The organism is Campylobacter lari subsp. concheus, from assembly GCF_008245025.1.
In the GTDB taxonomy this organism is placed as follows: Bacteria; Campylobacterota; Campylobacteria; order Campylobacterales; family Campylobacteraceae; genus Campylobacter_D; species Campylobacter_D concheus.
Genome location: NZ_CP043426.1, coordinates 406,233 through 424,445, shown reverse-complemented (window position 1 = coordinate 424,445; position 18,213 = coordinate 406,233). Strand labels below are relative to the sequence as shown.

Annotated in this window: 14 protein-coding genes and 5 tRNA genes; 1 reads left to right on the top strand and 18 read right to left on the bottom strand. The window is 31.6% G+C overall.

Annotation, left to right across the window (positions count from 1 at the left end; genetic code table 11):
* Nucleotides 1-29: 29 nt before the first annotated feature.
* From rpoC to CLCT_RS02180, 15 genes are all read right to left on the bottom strand, one after another.
* Nucleotides 30-4,583 carry a DNA-directed RNA polymerase subunit beta' gene (gene rpoC / locus CLCT_RS02250; protein WP_149062127.1) on the bottom strand — a complete coding sequence of 1,518 codons (4,554 nt, stop codon included), beginning with the start codon at nucleotides 4,581-4,583 and terminating at the stop codon, nucleotides 30-32.
* Nucleotides 4,576-8,709 (bottom strand): DNA-directed RNA polymerase subunit beta, encoded by a 4,134-nt coding sequence (gene rpoB / locus CLCT_RS02245; RefSeq protein WP_149062126.1) that lies wholly within the window; start codon nucleotides 8,707-8,709, stop codon nucleotides 4,576-4,578. Before rpoB ends, rpoC begins: the two co-directional genes overlap by 8 nt.
* Nucleotides 8,710-8,805: 96 nt before the next feature.
* Complete coding sequence (rplL, locus tag CLCT_RS02240; protein ID WP_012661184.1) at nucleotides 8,806-9,183, bottom strand: 50S ribosomal protein L7/L12; 378 nt, start codon at nucleotides 9,181-9,183, stop codon at nucleotides 8,806-8,808.
* Between the two features lie 18 nt (nucleotides 9,184-9,201).
* On the bottom strand, nucleotides 9,202-9,681 hold the full coding sequence (gene rplJ / locus CLCT_RS02235) for a 50S ribosomal protein L10 (RefSeq protein WP_012661183.1): 480 nt from the start codon (nucleotides 9,679-9,681) through the stop codon (nucleotides 9,202-9,204).
* 155 nt (nucleotides 9,682-9,836) lie between these two features.
* Nucleotides 9,837-10,538 (bottom strand): 50S ribosomal protein L1, encoded by a 702-nt coding sequence (gene rplA, locus CLCT_RS02230; RefSeq protein WP_039668123.1) that lies wholly within the window; start codon nucleotides 10,536-10,538, stop codon nucleotides 9,837-9,839.
* A gap of 63 nt (nucleotides 10,539-10,601) precedes the next feature.
* Nucleotides 10,602-11,027, bottom strand: a complete 426-nt coding sequence (gene rplK / locus CLCT_RS02225) for a 50S ribosomal protein L11 (protein WP_012661181.1) — start codon at nucleotides 11,025-11,027, stop codon at nucleotides 10,602-10,604.
* 27 nt (nucleotides 11,028-11,054) lie between these two features.
* Nucleotides 11,055-11,585 carry a transcription termination/antitermination protein NusG gene (nusG, locus tag CLCT_RS02220; protein WP_012661180.1) on the bottom strand — a complete coding sequence of 177 codons (531 nt, stop codon included), beginning with the start codon at nucleotides 11,583-11,585 and terminating at the stop codon, nucleotides 11,055-11,057.
* Between the two features lie 4 nt (nucleotides 11,586-11,589).
* The gene (gene secE, locus CLCT_RS02215; protein ID WP_012661179.1) at nucleotides 11,590-11,772 is read right to left on the bottom strand and encodes a preprotein translocase subunit SecE; all 183 of its coding nucleotides are present in this window, start codon (nucleotides 11,770-11,772) and stop codon (nucleotides 11,590-11,592) included.
* A 16-nt stretch (nucleotides 11,773-11,788) separates the two neighbouring features.
* A tRNA-Trp gene (locus CLCT_RS02210) sits at nucleotides 11,789-11,864 on the bottom strand.
* Nucleotides 11,865-11,885: 21 nt separating this feature from the next.
* Nucleotides 11,886-12,044, bottom strand: a complete 159-nt coding sequence (gene rpmG, locus CLCT_RS02205; RefSeq protein ID WP_012661178.1) for a 50S ribosomal protein L33 — start codon at nucleotides 12,042-12,044, stop codon at nucleotides 11,886-11,888.
* Nucleotides 12,045-12,082: 38 nt separating this feature from the next.
* Nucleotides 12,083-13,282 carry an elongation factor Tu gene (gene tuf / locus CLCT_RS02200; protein WP_039668122.1) on the bottom strand — a complete coding sequence of 400 codons (1,200 nt, stop codon included), beginning with the start codon at nucleotides 13,280-13,282 and terminating at the stop codon, nucleotides 12,083-12,085.
* Between the two features lie 65 nt (nucleotides 13,283-13,347).
* A tRNA-Thr gene (locus tag CLCT_RS02195) sits at nucleotides 13,348-13,422 on the bottom strand.
* Between the two features lie 105 nt (nucleotides 13,423-13,527).
* A tRNA-Gly gene (locus CLCT_RS02190) sits at nucleotides 13,528-13,604 on the bottom strand.
* A gap of 7 nt (nucleotides 13,605-13,611) precedes the next feature.
* Nucleotides 13,612-13,697 (bottom strand) — tRNA-Tyr (locus CLCT_RS02185).
* Nucleotides 13,698-13,744: 47 nt separating this feature from the next.
* A tRNA-Thr gene (locus CLCT_RS02180) sits at nucleotides 13,745-13,820 on the bottom strand.
* Between the two features lie 91 nt (nucleotides 13,821-13,911).
* Here CLCT_RS02180 and CLCT_RS02175 point away from each other — a divergent pair.
* Nucleotides 13,912-14,652 carry a YaaA family protein gene (locus tag CLCT_RS02175; protein WP_149062125.1) on the top strand — a complete coding sequence of 247 codons (741 nt, stop codon included), beginning with the start codon at nucleotides 13,912-13,914 and terminating at the stop codon, nucleotides 14,650-14,652.
* Nucleotides 14,653-14,675: 23 nt separating this feature from the next.
* Here the strand turns inward: CLCT_RS02175 and CLCT_RS02170 are convergent, their stop codons facing one another.
* The 3 genes from CLCT_RS02170 to CLCT_RS02160 form a co-directional block, all read right to left on the bottom strand.
* Nucleotides 14,676-15,914, bottom strand: coding sequence for a major outer membrane protein (locus CLCT_RS02170; RefSeq protein WP_149062124.1), 1,239 nt, complete (start codon nucleotides 15,912-15,914; stop codon nucleotides 14,676-14,678).
* A 400-nt stretch (nucleotides 15,915-16,314) separates the two neighbouring features.
* Nucleotides 16,315-17,055 (bottom strand): pilus assembly FimT family protein, encoded by a 741-nt coding sequence (locus CLCT_RS02165; protein ID WP_149062123.1) that lies wholly within the window; start codon nucleotides 17,053-17,055, stop codon nucleotides 16,315-16,317.
* A complete protein-coding gene (locus CLCT_RS02160) occupies nucleotides 17,052-18,209 on the bottom strand; it encodes a glycosyltransferase family protein (RefSeq protein ID WP_149062122.1) in 1,158 nt (385 codons plus the stop codon). The genes CLCT_RS02165 and CLCT_RS02160 overlap by 4 nt, the downstream gene beginning before the upstream one ends.
* Nucleotides 18,210-18,213 lie beyond the last annotated feature (4 nt).

Below are 18,213 nucleotides of genomic sequence, written 5' to 3'. Positions count from 1 at the left end.
AAATCCTAGCGAAATTGCTAGGATTAAAATTAATTTTGTTGCTTAAGTTTTAAATTTTGATCTCCATAAAGACCTGTACCAACAGGAATCATACGACCTAAGATTACATTTTCTTTTAGATCTTCGAGATAGTCAAATTTACCTGCAATACTTGCTTCTGTTAAAACTTTTGTTGTTTCTTGGAATGAAGCAGCTGAAATCACGCTATCACTTCCAATAGCTGCTCTTGTAACCCCAAGCAATACAGGCTCAGCCACAGCAGGTTCACCGCCATATCTTAAAATTCTTTCATTTTCTTCTCTGAATTTTCTTCTTGAAACCAAATCACCCACAATAAAGTTTGTATGACCACTATCAACAATTTTTACTTGTCTTAGCATTTGCGATACAATGATTTCAATATGCTTATCAGAAATCACAACACCTTGACCACGATAAACTTGCTGAATTTCAGAAATAAGATAATAATGCAATGCTTTTTCACCTAAAATTCTAAGCACATCATGACTTGAAATAACTCCATCGGTTAATTTTTCACCCGCATGGATAAATTCACCATCTCTTACTTGAATGCGTTTTGATTTATCAATTAAATACTCTGCACTGCTTCCATCTTCTGCTTGGATAATAATTCTTTCTTTTGATCTTAAAGGTTTATCAAATCTAACAACCCCGTCAATTTCAGCCACAACAGCAGTATTTTTTGGCTTTCTTGCTTCAAACAATTCAGATACCCTTGGAAGACCTCCAGTAATATCTTTTGATTTAGCAGCTGCCTTTGGTGTTTTAGCTAGGATGTCAGCTTGCTTAACCTTATCACCATCATTTACATAAATAACAGTTTTTGGTTCGAGTTGATAACGCACTACTTTATCATTTTCACCTATGATTAATAATGCTGGACGTACTCCACTTGGTAAATACTCATTAATAACAAGAGATCTTTTACCGGTTGCTTCATCAATTTGCTCATCAGCACTATAGCCTGACTCAATATCTTCAAAGTTAATTGTACCTGCAACTTCTGCAATTACAGTATTATTATATGCATCCCATTCAGCAATGATAGTTTTATCTTCTTTACTTGATTTTGCTATGATAGTTTTAGGATTATCCACAAAAGCACTATCATCAAATTCAATCACAGAATCTCTTGGTATATAGTGTCTTTTTGCTTCTCTATCATTTTCATCAGCAATAACAACAAAAACACCTTTTTCTTTAACCACATCACCTTTTTTAAGATCTCTAATTCTATCTAAGCCATCCCCTTTAAGCATATAAAACTTCAAAGTACCTTTTGCACCAGCTATAATATCTTGAGTAATAGGATCACCATCTTTTACTAGCAATTCACTCGCATAAGGGATACGGTTTGGTATATTCCAACCCTCTTTGATTACTTCTACAATACTTTCATTTTCAGCTACTTCAGCACCATCGCTATATGGGATATATAATTTACCTTCAATATTACCACTTACACCCGCAAGCTCATTAGCTTTCGCTAAGTCATATTTTCTTAATATAAATTTAGCTTCATTGTTTTTTGCTTTAACGCTAACCACCACATCTTCATATGCATGCTCAATATGGATAGTTCCCTTAAATGGAGCTTTGATTTTTGGCTCAACAAGTAAAATAGCAGCATTGCGATGATTAGCCACTATAGTTTTACCTTGTCTATCTTGATAGGTATTAAGATTATAAAATCTTACAAATCCTTCTTTGTGTGCTACCACTTGACGATCTTGCAAATCTGTGCTAGCAGTACCACCACTATGGAAAGTTCTTAGCGTAAGCTGTGTTCCTGGCTCACCAATTGATTGAGCAGATATAATACCTACAGCCTCACCTGGTTTAACTAATTTTCCTTCACCTAGATTAATACCATAGCATTTAGAACAAACTCCTTTTTTAGCTTTACAAGTAATAGGAGTTCTAATGCTTACACTCTTTACTCCACTTTCAACAATAATCCTAGCTTTTTCCTCATCTACTAAAGTACCTTCTGAGAACAAAATCTCATTAGTAATAGAATCAATAATATTTTCAGCTAAAACTCTTCCTAAAATTCTTTCTTCTAAGGTTTCAATCACAACACCATCTGCGGTAATTTCATTAATCTCAACACCCTCATGTGCGCCACAATCTTCCATTGTAACTTTTACATTTTGCGCCACATCGATAAGTTTTCTTGTCAAATAACCTGCATTTGCTGTTTTTAACGCTGTATCTGCAAGACCTTTTCTAGCACCGTGAGTTGAAATGAAATATTCAAGAACATTTAGTCCTTCACGGAAGTTCGAAATAATCGGTGTTTCAATAATAGAACCATCAGGTTTAGCCATAAGACCCCTCATCGCAGCAAGCTGTGAAATTTGAGCCGCTGAACCCCTAGCACCAGAATCTGCCATCATATAAATAGAGTTAAATCCTTCTTTGTCTTTTTTAATCAACTCCATCATATCTTTTGATAAGACATTATTAGTGCTTTTCCAAATATCAATAATCTTATTATATCTTTCACCTGAAGTAATCAAACCTAAATTATATGAATTTTGGATTTCTCTTACTTGTTTTTTAGCTTCTTCTATACTTTTTTGCTTTTGATCAGGTACAATAATATCAGCAATTGAAATAGAAATACCTGCTTTTGTTGCATATTCAAAACCAAGATCTTTTAGTTTATCTAAAAAGCTAGCACTTACTTCAAGTCCACCTTCTTTATAAACATAATCAACCAAAGCTGCAATATCTTTTTTCTTCATGACTTTATTCCACATATTCTCTGGAACAAAATCAGGTAAGATAGATTTAATGATTAATCTTCCTGCAGTTGTTGTGATTTTTCTTCCATCAACTACGCTTCTAATACTTGCATGAATATCTAAAGATTTTGCTTCTAGAGCAATCATAACCTCTTCAATACCTGTACAAATTTTATGCTCACCCTTAGCACCATCTTTTTCTAAAGATAGATAATAAATTCCCAAAACCATATCTTGAGAAGGTACAGTCACAGAACGACCGCTTGCTGGAAGCAAGATATTCATAGATGAAAGCATTAATACTTTACACTCAGCTATTGCTTCTTGAGATAAAGGCACATGCACAGCCATTTGATCCCCATCAAAGTCAGCATTAAATGCTGCACACACCAATGGATGAAGTTGAATTGCTTTGCCTTCTACAAGTACGGGATGGAAAGCTTGGATAGAAAGCTTATGTAAGGTTGGTGCACGGTTGAGCATTACAGGATGACCTTTAACAACCTCTTCTAAACACTCCCAAACTTCATTGGTTTTATTTTCAATCATTTTTTTAGCTTGTTTTACAGTAGTTGCATAACCTTTTTCTTCAAGCTTAGCTAACAAATGTGGTTTAAATAATTCTAAAGCCATTTTTTTAGGCAAGCCACATTGATCCATTCTGAGTTTTGGTCCAACAACAATAACACTACGACCTGAAAAATCCACTCTTTTACCAAGTAGATTTTGTCTGAAACGACCTTGTTTTCCTTTGATGATTTCACTTAAAGATTTTAATGGACGTTTATTTGCGCCTTTAACTGCATTTGCTCTTCTACCATTATCAAATAAAGCATCAACTGCTTCTTGTAGCATTCTTTTTTCATTTCTAATGATAATTTCAGGTGCATCAAGCTCCATAAGTCTTTTCAAGCGTGTATTTCTATTAATAACCCTTCTATATAAATCATTCACATCAGAAACTGCAAATTTTCCACCATCTAAAGCTACCAAAGGTCTTAAATCAGGTGGTAATACAGGTAAATTTGTAATCATCATCCACTCAGGACGATTTGGAACTACTTCATCACTATTTGTATTAGTATTTAGATTACTATTTAAGAAATTTTCTACCACTTTTAAGCGTTTAATAATAGTTTTTTTCTTTGCTTCTGAATTAGTTGCTGCAATATCTTCTTTTAATTTATTTAAAAGCCCAACAAGATCCAAATTTGCTAGCAAATCTCTAACAACTTCGCCACCCATTCTAGCTTTAAAACCACTGCTTTCGTAGCGCTGCATTAAATTTAAATATTGCTCTTCATTTAATACATCACAAAATTCAACTTTTTTGGTATTTTCATTATCATAGTATGCATCACCTGGACTTTCTACTATATATGCTTCATAATACAATACGCGCTCTAAGTCTTTCATCTTTACGCCAAGTAAAGTACCAATACGACTTGGCAAAGAATTTACATACCAAATATGAGCTACCGGTGTAACTAATTCAATATGTCCCATTCTTGAACGGCGTACTTTAGAACTAGTAACTTCAACACCACATTTTTCACACTTAATACCTTTAAAACGCATTTTTTTATACTTACCACAAAGACACTCATAATCTCTTACCGGTCCAAAAATTTTAGCACAAAAAAGACCGTCTCTTTCAGGCTTTAAGGTTCTATAATTAATTGTTTCTGGTTTTTTTACTTCACCATAAGACCATGATTTGATTTTTTCAGGACTTGCAAGTCTTAATTGAAAAGCTTCAAAGTCTCTAGGTCTACCATCTTCTTTTATTTCGATAGGTTTAAATTTACTCATTATTCTCATCCTTATCAAAAATTTCAACATCTAAAGCAAGAGATTTTAATTCATTTGTAAGTACAAAGAATGTCTCTGGAATACCTGTTGCTGGAACATTCTCGCCTTTTGTTAAAGCTTTATAAGCACTAAATCTACCTTCAACATCGTCAGATTTTATGGTTAACATCTCTCTTAGAGTATGAGCTGCTCCATAAGCCTCAAGAGCCCAAACTTCCATCTCACCAAATCTTTGTCCACCAAATAAAGCCTTACCGCCAACTGGTTGTTGTGTTACAAGACTATAAGGCCCGGTACTTCTTGCGTGAACTTTTTCATCTACCAAGTGATGCAATTTAAGCATATACATACATCCAACATGTACACGTTCTGCCATTTTTTCACCAGTTCTTCCATCATAAAGTTCGCTTTTTCCATCCATAGCTATTTTAGCCATTTCAAAAAGCTTACCAAATTCTTCAACCGTTACACCTTCAAATACAGGAGTAGCAAATTTCACTCCTTTGACCCAATCCCTTGCATAAGAAATAAGTTGCTCATCATTTAAAGTTTGTACAAATTTCTTTTCTAGTTCAAGTCTAGATACACTACAAATTTCAAGAATTTTTTCACGTAATTCTTTTACAAAATCTTTTTGTTTTCTATCAAAAATTTCTTGAATTTGATCACCTAGTTTCATACCAACAATCCCTAAGTGACTCTCAAGAATTTGTCCTATGTTCATACGGCTTGGAACACCCAAAGGATTTAAAGCTATATCAATAGGTCTTCCATCAGGTAAATATGGCATATCAACTTCTGGAACGATATTAGATACAATACCTTTATTTCCATGGCGTCCTGCCATCTTATCCCCAACTTTTAATTTTCTCTTAGTCGCGATGTATACTTTAACAAGTTTTACTACTCCACTTGGTAAAATATCATCTTTTTCTAAAATCTCTAATTTTTCATCATGCTCTGTTTTAAGTTTTTTCTTCTCATTTTGGAAATGATTTTTTAAATCATCATATTCTTTTTGCACTTCTTTAGAATAAGCTTTAACTAAAGAATTTAATGCAAAACGATTAATTTTTTCTAATTCTGCAATTTCTACTTTAGAGCCTTTTTTATATTTAACACCATTTATTTCTTCATCTGAATTTAAAGCTGATTTAGAAAGCAAAGAGCACACTCTTAAAGTTTCTTCTCTATCCATCATTAAAAGTCTATCATGGTGTTCTTTTTCAAGATTTAATTTTTCATCATCGTAAGCTTTTATAGCGCGCGCATCTTTTTCATAACCTTTTTTAGTGAAGATTTTTACATCTACAACAACACCTTCTAATGAGGCAGTTGCGTATAAAGATTTGTTTACAACATGCCCAGCTTTTTCACCAAAAATAGCTCTTAATAATCTTTCTTCAGGTGTAGGTTTTACTTCACCCTTAGGTGAAACTTTACCAACTAAAATCATACCAGGCTTTATATGGGTTCCTATTTTAGCGATACCACTCTCATCAAGATGTGCTAAATCTTCTTCTTTTACATTTGGAATGTCTTTTGTAATTTCTTCTACACCATCTTTAAGCTCTCTAGCCTCTACTTCTTTTTCATAAATATGAACACTAGTAAAAGTATCTTCACGTAAAATTTTCTCACTAATTACAATAGCATCTTCATAGTTATACCCATGCCATGGCATAAATGCGATTAAGGCATTCTTACCAATAGCAAGTTCGCCTTGATCCATACTTGGGCCATCTGCAATAATTTGACCTGCTTGAACAAAATCTCCTTTTTTAACAATTGGATGCTGCGTAAAAGTTGTATTTTGATTTGTTCTTAGATTTTTTTCCATTTTGTAATGATCTATAAATGGCCCATTTTCATCTTCACCCAAAATAAAAATATTTTTATTATCAACTTTTTCTACAATTCCTGCTCTTTTAGCTTTAATAGCCTCCCAAGCATCACGCGCAATGATTTTTTCCATACCAGTACCTACTATAGGTGCTTGTGCAGTTAGTAAAGGCACTGCTTGACGTTGCATATTCGAACCCATTAAAGCTCTGTTTGCATCATCGTGTTCTAAGAATGGGATTAATGATGCTGCAACCCCTACTATCATACCTGAACAAAGGTCAATCAAATGCACTTCTTCTCTTCTTGCTAGGATTGTTTCACCATCTTGTCTTGCCTCAACAAATTCCTCAACAATATTACCTTTTTCATCAATTTTAGTTGAAGCAGCTGCAATCACCAAGCCCTCTTCTTGAGTAGCAGTCAAGTAAACAATTTCATTACTTACTTTTCCATTTTCCACTTTCTTATAAGGTGCTTCAACAAAACCTAAATCATTTACTTTAGCATAAGTTGAAAGCGTATTAATCAACCCAATGTTCTGACCTTCTGGAGTTTCAACAGGACAAATTCTTCCATAATGCGTTGCATGAACATCACGTACCTCAAAACCTGCTCTTTCTTTTACTAAACCACCTTCACCAAGCGCTGATAGACGACGTTTATGAGTCACTTCACTCAATGGATTTGTTTGATCCATAAATTGAGATAATTGACCGCCGGTAAAAAATTCCATAATTGTTACAGTAATTGTCTTAGGATTAATCAAATCATAAGGCATTACTTTATCAATATCTGTATTTAAAGCCGTAAATTTATCTCTGATTGATTTTTGCATTTTAGCAAGACCTACATGAAGTTCATTAGCTAAAAGTTCTCCAATTGATCTTATACGACGATTGCCTAAATGGTCTCTATCATCAATATGTCCTCTACCATTTTTTACTTTAATTAAATATTTTGCAGTTTTTACTATATCTTCATTAGTTAAAACCGTAACATATTCAGGCGTATCTAAACCTAACTTATGATTCATTTTCATACGACCAACTTTTGTTAGATCATATCTTTCAGGATTAAAAAATAAATCATTTACAAAAGCTTTTGCAGCATCTTTTACTACCGGTTCGCCTGGTCTCATTACTTTATAAATTCTAATAGCTGCTAAATCGTTCTCATCATCTATATTTTCTGTTTGTTTTAATAATTTTAAAGTTTCATTATCTTGAATGAAAGAATTAATAATAGCAGCATCTACTCCATTAGCTAAGTCATTAGCAATATCAAACTGTTTTTCTTCTTTAATTTTTGCTAGTTTTCCCTCATCTAATAGCGTTAAAGAATCAAATAAAACCTCGCCAGTTTCTTTATTAATAATAGGATTAGCTAAATATCTGTTTGTTAAAATTTCAACTGGATATTCAACCCATTTAACCCCATCTTTTACAAGCTGTTCAGCCTTTTTCTTTGTCATTCTTTTACCAGCTTGATGAACTACATTACCTTTTTCATCTTTTAAGTCATACTCAACTCTATCTAAAAAGTCATTTGGATTAAACTCTGTTAAAAATTTATCTTTTTTGACATAAATAGTTTGTATAGGGTAAAATAATTTTATAATGTCTTGTTTTTTATAACCAAGTGCTCTAAATAAAATTGTAATAGGCACTTTTCTTCTTTTATTAATACGCACATAAAGCACATCTTTAGCATCATATTCAAAATAAAGCCAAGAACCACGATCTGGTATAATTTGGGCTGTATATACTAATTTATTTGCAACAGTAGAACTTTCTTCTTCTTTAAATATAACGCCCGGACTTCTATGAAGTTGATTTACTACAACCCTTTCAACTCCATTAATTATGAAAGAAATTCTATCTGTCATTAAAGGAATTTCTCTAATATAAATTTCTTGTTCTTTAATATCTTTTATACCAATTTTTTCACCCGTTTTTTCATCTTTTTCATGCAAAGTTAAACGGATTTTCATTTTTAAATTTACAGAATAAGTCAAACCTCTTTCCATACACTCTCTAATAGTGTACTTAGGTTTACCTACTTCACTACTTACATATTCTAAACTTAATCTATTTTGTGGATCATGAATTGGAAAAATAGATTTAAATACTTTTTCAATTCCACTTTCTGAATTTTTCGCATCTATGTTTAAAAAATAATCGAAACTTTTTTTTTGTAATTGTAATAAATTTGGAATGTCTATTTGTTGTGGAACATTCGAGAAGTCTATTCTTAAACGATTTCCTGATTGTGAATTTAACATATTATTATACCCCATGGTAAAAGTATTGAAAGAAAGAATCCTAATTAAAGGAAAACAAGAAAGGACACAAAATCCTTTCTTTTAAAACAAAAAAAATTATTTAAGCTCAACCTTAGCGCCAGCTTCTTCAAGTTGTTTTTTAGCTTCTTCAGCTTCAGCTTTACTAACACCTTCTTTAAGAACTGATGGAGTTTGTTCAACAGCATCTTTTGCTTCTTTTAGTCCAAGACCAGTTAAAGCACGAACAACTTTAATTACATTGATTTTTTTATCGCCACCATCTTGTAATACGATGTCAAATTCAGTTTTTTCTTCAGCAGCACCGCCAGCAGCACCTGCAACAGCAGCACCTGCAACCATAACTGGAGCAGCAGAAACACCAAATTTTTCTTCAAATTCTTTTACTAATTCTGAAAGTTCAAGAACACTTAGGTTAGAAATAAATTCTAATACATCTTCTTTAGTAATTGCCATTTTTTATCCTTTTTAATTTTATTCAGCTTCTTTTTTTTCTTTTAATGCATTCAATCCAATTGTAAAATTGGTGATTGGTGCATTCCAAACTTGCAAAAGCATAGCAAGTAATTCATTGCGAGAAGGCATTTTAGCTAAAGCTTTAACTTTATCTACTGAAGCAACTTCACCATCAATAAATGCGGTTTTGATTTCAAATGTTTGATTAGCTTCGCTAAATTTATCAGCAACTTTTGAAACATTTAATTGGTCTTCACCCCAAAGATAAATATTTGTATCTTTAAGTTCCATTCCATCTTTGCCGGCATTTTTAAGAGCAATACTTGCTAAAGTATTTTTAATAATTTGAACTTTAACATCCATTTCTCTCGCATTATTTCTTAACTCTTCAAGTTTTTTAGTATTTAAACCTTTGTAGTTACAAACTACAACAGCTTCACTAGCCTTAAAACCCTCTTCAAGCTTAGAAACAAGTTCAATTTTTTGGCTTTTAGTCATTCTTTACTCCTTTCCGACCGGTGATTTCAAGCAGAGCAGAAAATCTAATTAAGTCTTAAGACCTCGGCTATCTCCAATCTAAGATAAAAATTAGATAAAATAAAAGATATTATCTTATCTAATTTTTATTAATGAGAGAAAAACTCTCATTAATTTTATTTTGTATCAAGTAATTCTTGAGTATCAAGAGAAAGAGAAGGACTCATAGTTAAAGAAAGACTAGCATTTTTAATATATCTTCCTTTTGCAGCAGCTGGTTTATGCTTATTAATAGCTTTCACAAATGCTGTCATATTTTCTTTTAATTGCTCTTGGGTAAAACTAACTTTACCTAAGCCTGCATGGATGTTTCCTTGTTTATCAACACGGAAATTAACTTGTCCATTTTTAGCATTATTAACAGCTTGAGCAACATCCATTGTTACTGTACCTGTTTTGGGATTTGGCATCAAACCTTTAGGTCCTAAAATACGACCCACTTTACCTACTAGACCCATTAAATTTGGCGTAGCAATTAAAACATCAAAATTCATATTACCTTTTTGAATTTCTTCTACTAAATCATCACTACCAACAATATCAGCACCTGCATTTTTCGCTTCATCAGCTTTTGCATCTTTTGCAATAACAGCAACACGAACTTTTTTACCTGTACCACAAGGTAAAACAACACTACCTCTTACCATTTGATCTGCATGTCTTGGATCAACATTTAGTTTTAAAGCAATTTCAACTGTTTCATCAAATTTAGCAGAAGCAAGAGTTTTTACTGTACTTACTGCCTCATCCATTAAATAGTTTTTATTTGAATCTATTTTTTTTAATAATTCTGTAAATCTTTTAGTATTTTTAGACATCAATTTTCTCCGCATTTTATATAAAGTGCTACCGCCTTTTTAAACTCTTGGCGGTAAAGAGTATTAATCTACGATTTCAACACCCATAGAACGAGCAGAACCCATAATAATCTTAGCAGCTTGCTCTCTATCTTTTGTATTCATATCAGCGATCTTTTTATCCACAATTTCTAAAACCTGTGCTTTAGTTAATTTACCTACTTTATTTTTTAAAGGATTATCTGCACCTTTAGAAATACCTGCAGCTTTTTTAATTAAATCTGTAGCTGGTGGTTGTTTTGTTATAAATGTAAAGCTTTTATCTGCATAAACAGTAATAACAACGGGGATATTAAAACCAGCCATATCCTTTGTTCTTTCATTAAATGCCTTACAAAATTCCATAATATTAACACCTTGTTGACCCAAAGCAGGACCAACTGGAGGCGATGGATTAGCCTTAGTAGCAGCTATTTGTAATTTAATTTCTCCTACGACTTTTTTAGCCATAACCTTTCTCCTTTACTTACTATATAATCAAACTATTTTTTCAACTTGAGAGTATAAGATTTCTACTGGAGTTGATCTACCAAATATAGAAACATTTAGCTTTAAAACGCCTCTAACCATATCATATTCCTCTACAATACCAACAAAGTTTGCAAAAGGACCTTCAGTTATTCTTACACTTTCTTCTTTATCAAATGAAATTTTAGGCTTAGGTGCTGCTTTGTTTTTCACCTTTTCTAAAATAAGATTGATATCTTTTTCACTTAATGGGGTTGGTTTTTTACTTTCACCTATAAAACGACCAACCTTTGGTAAAGACTGAATTTTATGCCAAAGCTCTGTTGATAAGTCTATATTAGCAAATACATAACCCGAATATAAACTTCTTTCGCTTATTTTTTCTTTACCATTTTTAAATTCAATCACATCTTCAGTTGGAACAATTACTTCTAATAATTGTTCTTGAATTCCATGATCTCTAACTAAATTTTCTATGGCTCTTTTTACAGCCATCTCACTACCTGCATAAGTTTGAATTGCATACCATTTATGATTCATTTTTTTATCCTATAATCTTAGATAATGAAAATGACATAATCAAATCAACCAATGCTAAAAATAATGAAACAACAGTAACAACTACAAAAACTGTAATATAAGCATTTCTAACTTGCTCTTTCAAAGGCCAAATCACTTTTCCTAATTCAGCTTTTGACAATTTAAAATAAGTTATTAGTTTTTCCATATTTTACCTTATTTTGTGGCAGGGCAAGAGGGATTCGAACCCCCAACAATCGGATTTGGAATCCGGCGCTCTACCGTTGGAGCTATTGCCCTAAGGGCTTTTTTATAAAAGCCTTAACTTTTTAATTTAACTTCTTTATGAATTGTATGTTTTTTCAATCTTGGACAATATTTTTTTAATTCTAACTTTTCAGTTGTATTTTTACTATTTTTAAAAGTGCTATAATTAATATCGCCACATTCTTCACATTTTAAACCAACTTTAATTCTCATTTTTATTCCTTAAAAAGCGAGATTAAATCTCGCTTAAATTATTTAATAATTTTAGAAACAACACCTGAACCAACAGTACGGCCACCTTCACGGATAGCAAAACGAGTACCTTCTTCAAGTGCAACTGGTGCAATAAGACTTACGGTAATTCTAACATTATCTCCTGGCATAACCATTTCAACGCCTTCTGCAAGTTGGATAGAACCAGTAACATCAGTTGTTCTTACATAAAATTGTGGTCTATAGTTATTAAAGAATGGGGTGTGGCGTCCACCTTCATCTTTATTTAAAATATAAACTTCTGCTTCAAAATCAGTGTGAGGAGTGATTGATTTAGGTTTAGCAAGAACCATACCACGAAGAACATCTTCTTTTTTAGTTCCACGAAGAAGAACACCAACGTTATCTCCTGCTTCACCTTGATCCATTTCTTTTCTAAACATTTCAACACCAGTTACTGTAGTGCTTTGTGTTTCTCTAATACCAACGATTTCAATAGTATCACCAACTTTAACAATACCTTTTTCAATTCTACCGGTAACAACTGTACCACGACCTGAAATTGAGAATACGTCTTCGATAGGCATTAAGAAATCTTTATCTGTATCACGAGCCGGAGTTGGAATATACTCATCAACTGCTGCCATAAGATCTAAGATTTTTTTAGACCATTCACCATCTTGTCCAGCTTTTGCTTCTTCAAGAGCTTGTAAAGCAGAACCTGAAATAATTGGAGTATCATCTCCTGGGAAATCATAAGAACTTAATAATTCTCTAATTTCCATTTCAACTAATTCTAACAACTCAGCATCATCAACCATATCAGCTTTGTTCATGAAAACAACAATATATGGTACACCTACTTGACGAGAAAGTAAGATATGCTCTCTAGTTTGTGGCATTGGACCATCTGCTGCAGAAACAACAAGAATAGCACCGTCCATTTGAGCAGCACCAGTAATCATGTTTTTAACATAGTCAGCGTGACCTGGGCAATCTACGTGAGCATAGTGACGATTTTCTGTTTCATACTCAATGTGAGAAGTAGCAATAGTAATACCACGCTCTTTTTCTTCAGGAGCGTTATCGATATTATCATAATCTTTAAGCTCAGCCAAACCTCTTCTTGAAAGAACAGCAGAGATAGCAGCTGTTAAAGTAGTTTTACCGTGGTCAACGTGACCAATAGTACCAATATTTACGTGAGGCTTATTACGTGAAAATTTTTCTTTAGCCATCTTTTTCCTCCATATAAAATTTACATACAAATACTAATTTATGTTTTATAATCTTTTGAAATCAATGGAGCTCATAGCGGGACTTGAACCCGCGACCTCTCCCTTACCAAGGGAGTGCTCTACCTCTGAGCCATACGAGCGCTCAGAAAAATTAAAAACATAAACTATAAAATTTTGGAAATTTGAAACTGCTAGAAATTCTGAATTTAAAAACAGCTCCCAGTTTCACTCTACCAAAATAAGGTTGGAGCGGGAAACGGGACTCGAACCCGCGACCCTCAGCTTGGAAGGCTGATGCTCTAGCCAACTGAGCTACTCCCGCAAAGCAATGGTGGTGAGTCGTGGATTCGAACCACGGAAGGCGAAAGCCAGCAGATTTACAGTCTGCCCTCGTTGGCCACTTGAGTAACTCACCATGAATAATAATGCTTTTTATTTCTGGTCAAACACTGCTATTAACAATGGAGCTGGTTAAGGGACTTGAACCCCCGACCTGCTGCTTACAAGGCAGCTGCTCTACCAACTGAGCTAAACCAGCAAAAAATAAAGTTGAATTATAGTGTAATTTTGAATTAATGTCAAGTGTTTTAAATAATTTTGTATAATTTTTAAAAAATAAAGGATTTATTATGAAAATTTTATTTTCACCTAGCGAAGGAAAAAGTAAGATAAATACGCATACTTGTTTAGATGAAAAATCATTCATATTTAGCAGGTTATACGATAAAAGACTTGGAGTAATTACTCAATACAAAAATTTTATTAAAGAATGTGATAAAAATGTTCTTGAAAAATTTTTTGGTATCAAAGATAAAGATGAATTATATGATCTTAGCCAAAATATATTAAAAAAAGATACAACTAAAGCGATTCAAAGATACAATGGTGTTGCTTTTGAATATTTAAATTATGAGAGCTTGGATGAAATTTCTAAAAAATATATAGATGAAAATGTATTAATATTTTCAAATCTTTTTGGTCCTATTTTAGCAAAAGATTTAATACCTTATTATAAATTAAAACAAGGAGAGAAAATCAAAGATTTTAATATAGAAAAATTTTATAAAGAAAATTTTTCCAGTGAGCTTGATAATTTTTTAGAAAATGAATTAATAATCGATCTTAGAGCCAAATTTTATGAAAAATTTTACACCCTTAAACAACCTTTTACCACCCTCACTTTTTTAAAAAATTCCAAAACTTTAAGTCATTTTGCAAAGGCTTATAGGGGTAAAATATTAAGAATACTAGCAAGTAAAAATATACATAGCAAAGAAGCTTTACTAGAAAACCTACCTAATGATTTAAAAATAAAAGAAATTAAAATACAAGGATTAAAAGAAGAAATAATTTTAGATATAGTAAGCTAAGCCAAAAGGCTTAGCTTTTATAATTAGAATTTGTATAGAGCTTCAAGTCTGATATATTGATCATCTCTATCATTAACACCTTGTTTATTTAAGTCTTCATTTAGGTAAGAATAGAATCCACTAAATGTAAGTTTTGGACTATAAGCATAAGATACGCTTCCAACCATTTCGTATTTATCTATATCATAGCCAACTTGTTCAGATTTACCACCAATATAGTCAAATCCCACTCTTAAAGTTTCAGCAAAAGTATAACCTAAACCTGCAAAGTAGAAGAAGTTTTCACCCATATCACCTCTTAAATCGCTACCTTCAGAATAGAAAATTTGTTTGCCTGGAGCAATAACTCTACCTAAATCTTCTAAAGTTACAAGAGTTTCTTTATCTTTTTCACCATAACCAACTACACCGGCTTGGAAATCAAATGCAGAGATATCACCACTGAATTTAGCTGCATAGAAGTTACCATTATCTACATTATTACTATAGAATTTTTCAAAATCGCTGTCTAAGCTATTTCCTAAATATTGACCTTGGATTTTGAAATTCATATCATTAAATGCAAATTTATAGCTAGCATCTACTGCATATAAGAATGCGTTATTTGCTGAATAAGCAGCCCATAATTGGAAAGCAAATGGATCAAAATCACCTAATACAGCAGCACCATATAAAGATGAATTATTTAATTTAGTACCACCGAAATCACCATCATCTTCATCATTGAAGCTATCAAACCAATAACCAGCAAAAGTTAAACCTTCGATAGAATTGTTAAGAACTTTAGCTCCTGTACCTACTGCATCATCAGTCCAAATAGAATTAATTTCCATTTTACCGAAAATTACATTTGTAGCATAAGCTTCATTAGTGTATTCTAAGTAAGCTTGGTTAACAGCAAAAGTGTCGTGAGTGTTTGTTCCAACTTTTTTAGCAATTTCACCATTTTCATCTTTTACATTACCATAGCCTAATTCACTAGTGCTGTATTGGAATTGAACAAAAGCTTTAAAGTTATCATCTAAAGCTGCTTTGAAGTTTAATTGAGATTTAAACTTGTGTGTGTTGTTGCTATTACCAGGATTATTATAACCGCCAGTAGTTTGATTATTCCCAATATCCATTCTATCAGATTCAAATCTGTATCTGAACATACCTGATACATCAACATCTTTTATTGCTTCTTCAAGTGAAACAGCGTTAGCTGCTGAAAAAGCACCTGCAGCTAAAGCTGCTACTAAACTAAGTTTAACTAGTTTCATGAGAATTCTCCTTATTAAAATTAAAACTATGGCTTGTATTATATCATAGTTTTATATGAGAATTCTTAAAGTAAACAAAAATATGTATTTATTGGGATATATATTTGAAGTTATAGTATGTCGTTATACTATAATTATTAGTATATAATGATTATAGTTTAGATAATCAAACTATAATTAAGTTAAATCTTTAAAATTGTAATTTAAATTTTATTCCTATTTTATCTTAAATAAATAATTTCATTCATATTTAAAACTAAATATCTTTAAAGATCTAGCAAAAACTAGATCTTTAAAAACTAAGGAGTTATCTATGAATGTTTGCTTTTACAGATGTAATTATGCTCTTTGATAGTTAATGTTTGGAAACTGGGTTAGCATGATACACCATCAATACATCTTACAAGGCATGACAGTAGGTGTTTTTATTATTAAGTATAATATTTTGTGATTTATTTAAAGAAAATTTAGGAATATAAGCATAGCCACTAATGGAATTTATAACAATACATATATGCTCATTTTGGTTATTAGATAATCTTATAATGCAATCATTATTAAAAGAAACAAGTTTATCATAAACACGTGTAGCATTTTTTAAAGGCGTATATAAACGACCATAATCATCAAAAACTAAACGCGTACTTCCTTTACAAGCACCTTCAAATAAAACTTTAGATATACCATAAGTTTTTTCTATATTATATTTTAAATTTGCTTTGAAATCATTTTGATTTATCACTCCACTTTGACCTGAGTTCATTAATATATCTGGATTGATAAGATCAACAGCTATTTCTCTATCTTTATTGATCATATTTTTACCTATATTTGCATTGCCATCACCGTTTTTATCTAAAAAAATGGTATAGGTTTGTTCATTATTAGTGGCAGATTTTGAGCGTATAAAATACAGCTGCCATTTAGCCTTAAACCACTCTCGTTTAGCAATGTTAAATTCTTTAACTCTAAAATCATTTTGCATTAAAGCTAAATGTCTTGTGTATTTAATATCATTTAAAACTTGCTCAGCTCCCAAACGCAAATAATCAGGTTTATAATAAACATAAGCCATAGAAAATAATAAGGATAATATTATACAAACAAAAACTAGTTCTATTAAAGTAAAAGCTTGTTTCATTTTATAGAATAATACACTTTATGCTTACCTAAACTAACATAGATTTTACTAGCTTTTTTACTAGAATAAAGTTCTAATTTACCCTTAGAAATACCATAAAATTTAAGTCTTAAGGCTAATTCTTTATCTTGTATAGCAATATGCGTGAGATTGTGTTGTTTTAAATTTAAAGCTAATTCTTTAGCTATGTGATAATCATAGGCAAAATGTTTTTTAGGATCTTTTAATAAATAATAAAAACTTTGATTAAAAATAATACCAAGATAAAAAAATAATAAAAATATCAAAGAACATTCTATAAAAATTTTATGTTTTAGGCGCAATTGTGGCATTCTTGAACGATAAGAAGACATTAAATAACGAATCAATAAAGGCGTACAAACTACACAAAAAGGTAAAAAATCTTCTAAAAAAAGCCTTTGTCTTATAGAAAAAATTAAACAAAAAACAAAAGTGCTTGCACTAATAAACCATAAAAGTGGCTTATCATCTTGTAAAAGAATTCTATAAACAACATAAAAAAAATAAAGAAAAATCAAAGGCGAAAAACAAGCTGCAAAAATACCCAAAGTATCCAAAAAATACCCCTTAGGCTTTCCACTTGCATCAAATCCATAAACACTCATTGCGATAGCAAATAAAATCAAAGAACATATAATAAGTAATTTATCTTTTTTATAAATAGCAAAAAAGAAAAAAGATAAGTATAAAATTGCAAAATTTCCATCTACAAAAAGAACTAAAACTAATAAAACATAAAATAAAAATATTTTCTTGTATTCAAATAATACTAAAATTAAAAGCGTAAAAAATATCACAATGCTTGATTCATTAATAAGCAAAGCACTAGCTACACTACCAGGGAGTAATATAAAAAGCACCACAGAAATAAAGGCATCAAAAGAAGTTTTGGTATATTTTAAAGCTAAAATATATAATAAAATACAACTTAAAGAATGCAATAAAACAAAAGGTAGTCTTAACCCAAAGTCATTTTGACCAAAAAGAGTAGTACCAAATCTAGCGATCATAGCAATTAAGCTATGATCATAAAAATAAATTTGTGCTTCATTGTAGCTTATAGATAAAGTACTTATGCCATACAATAAAGCACAAAAATCAAAAAATAAAACGGCTAGCAAATACCTTTTCATTTTT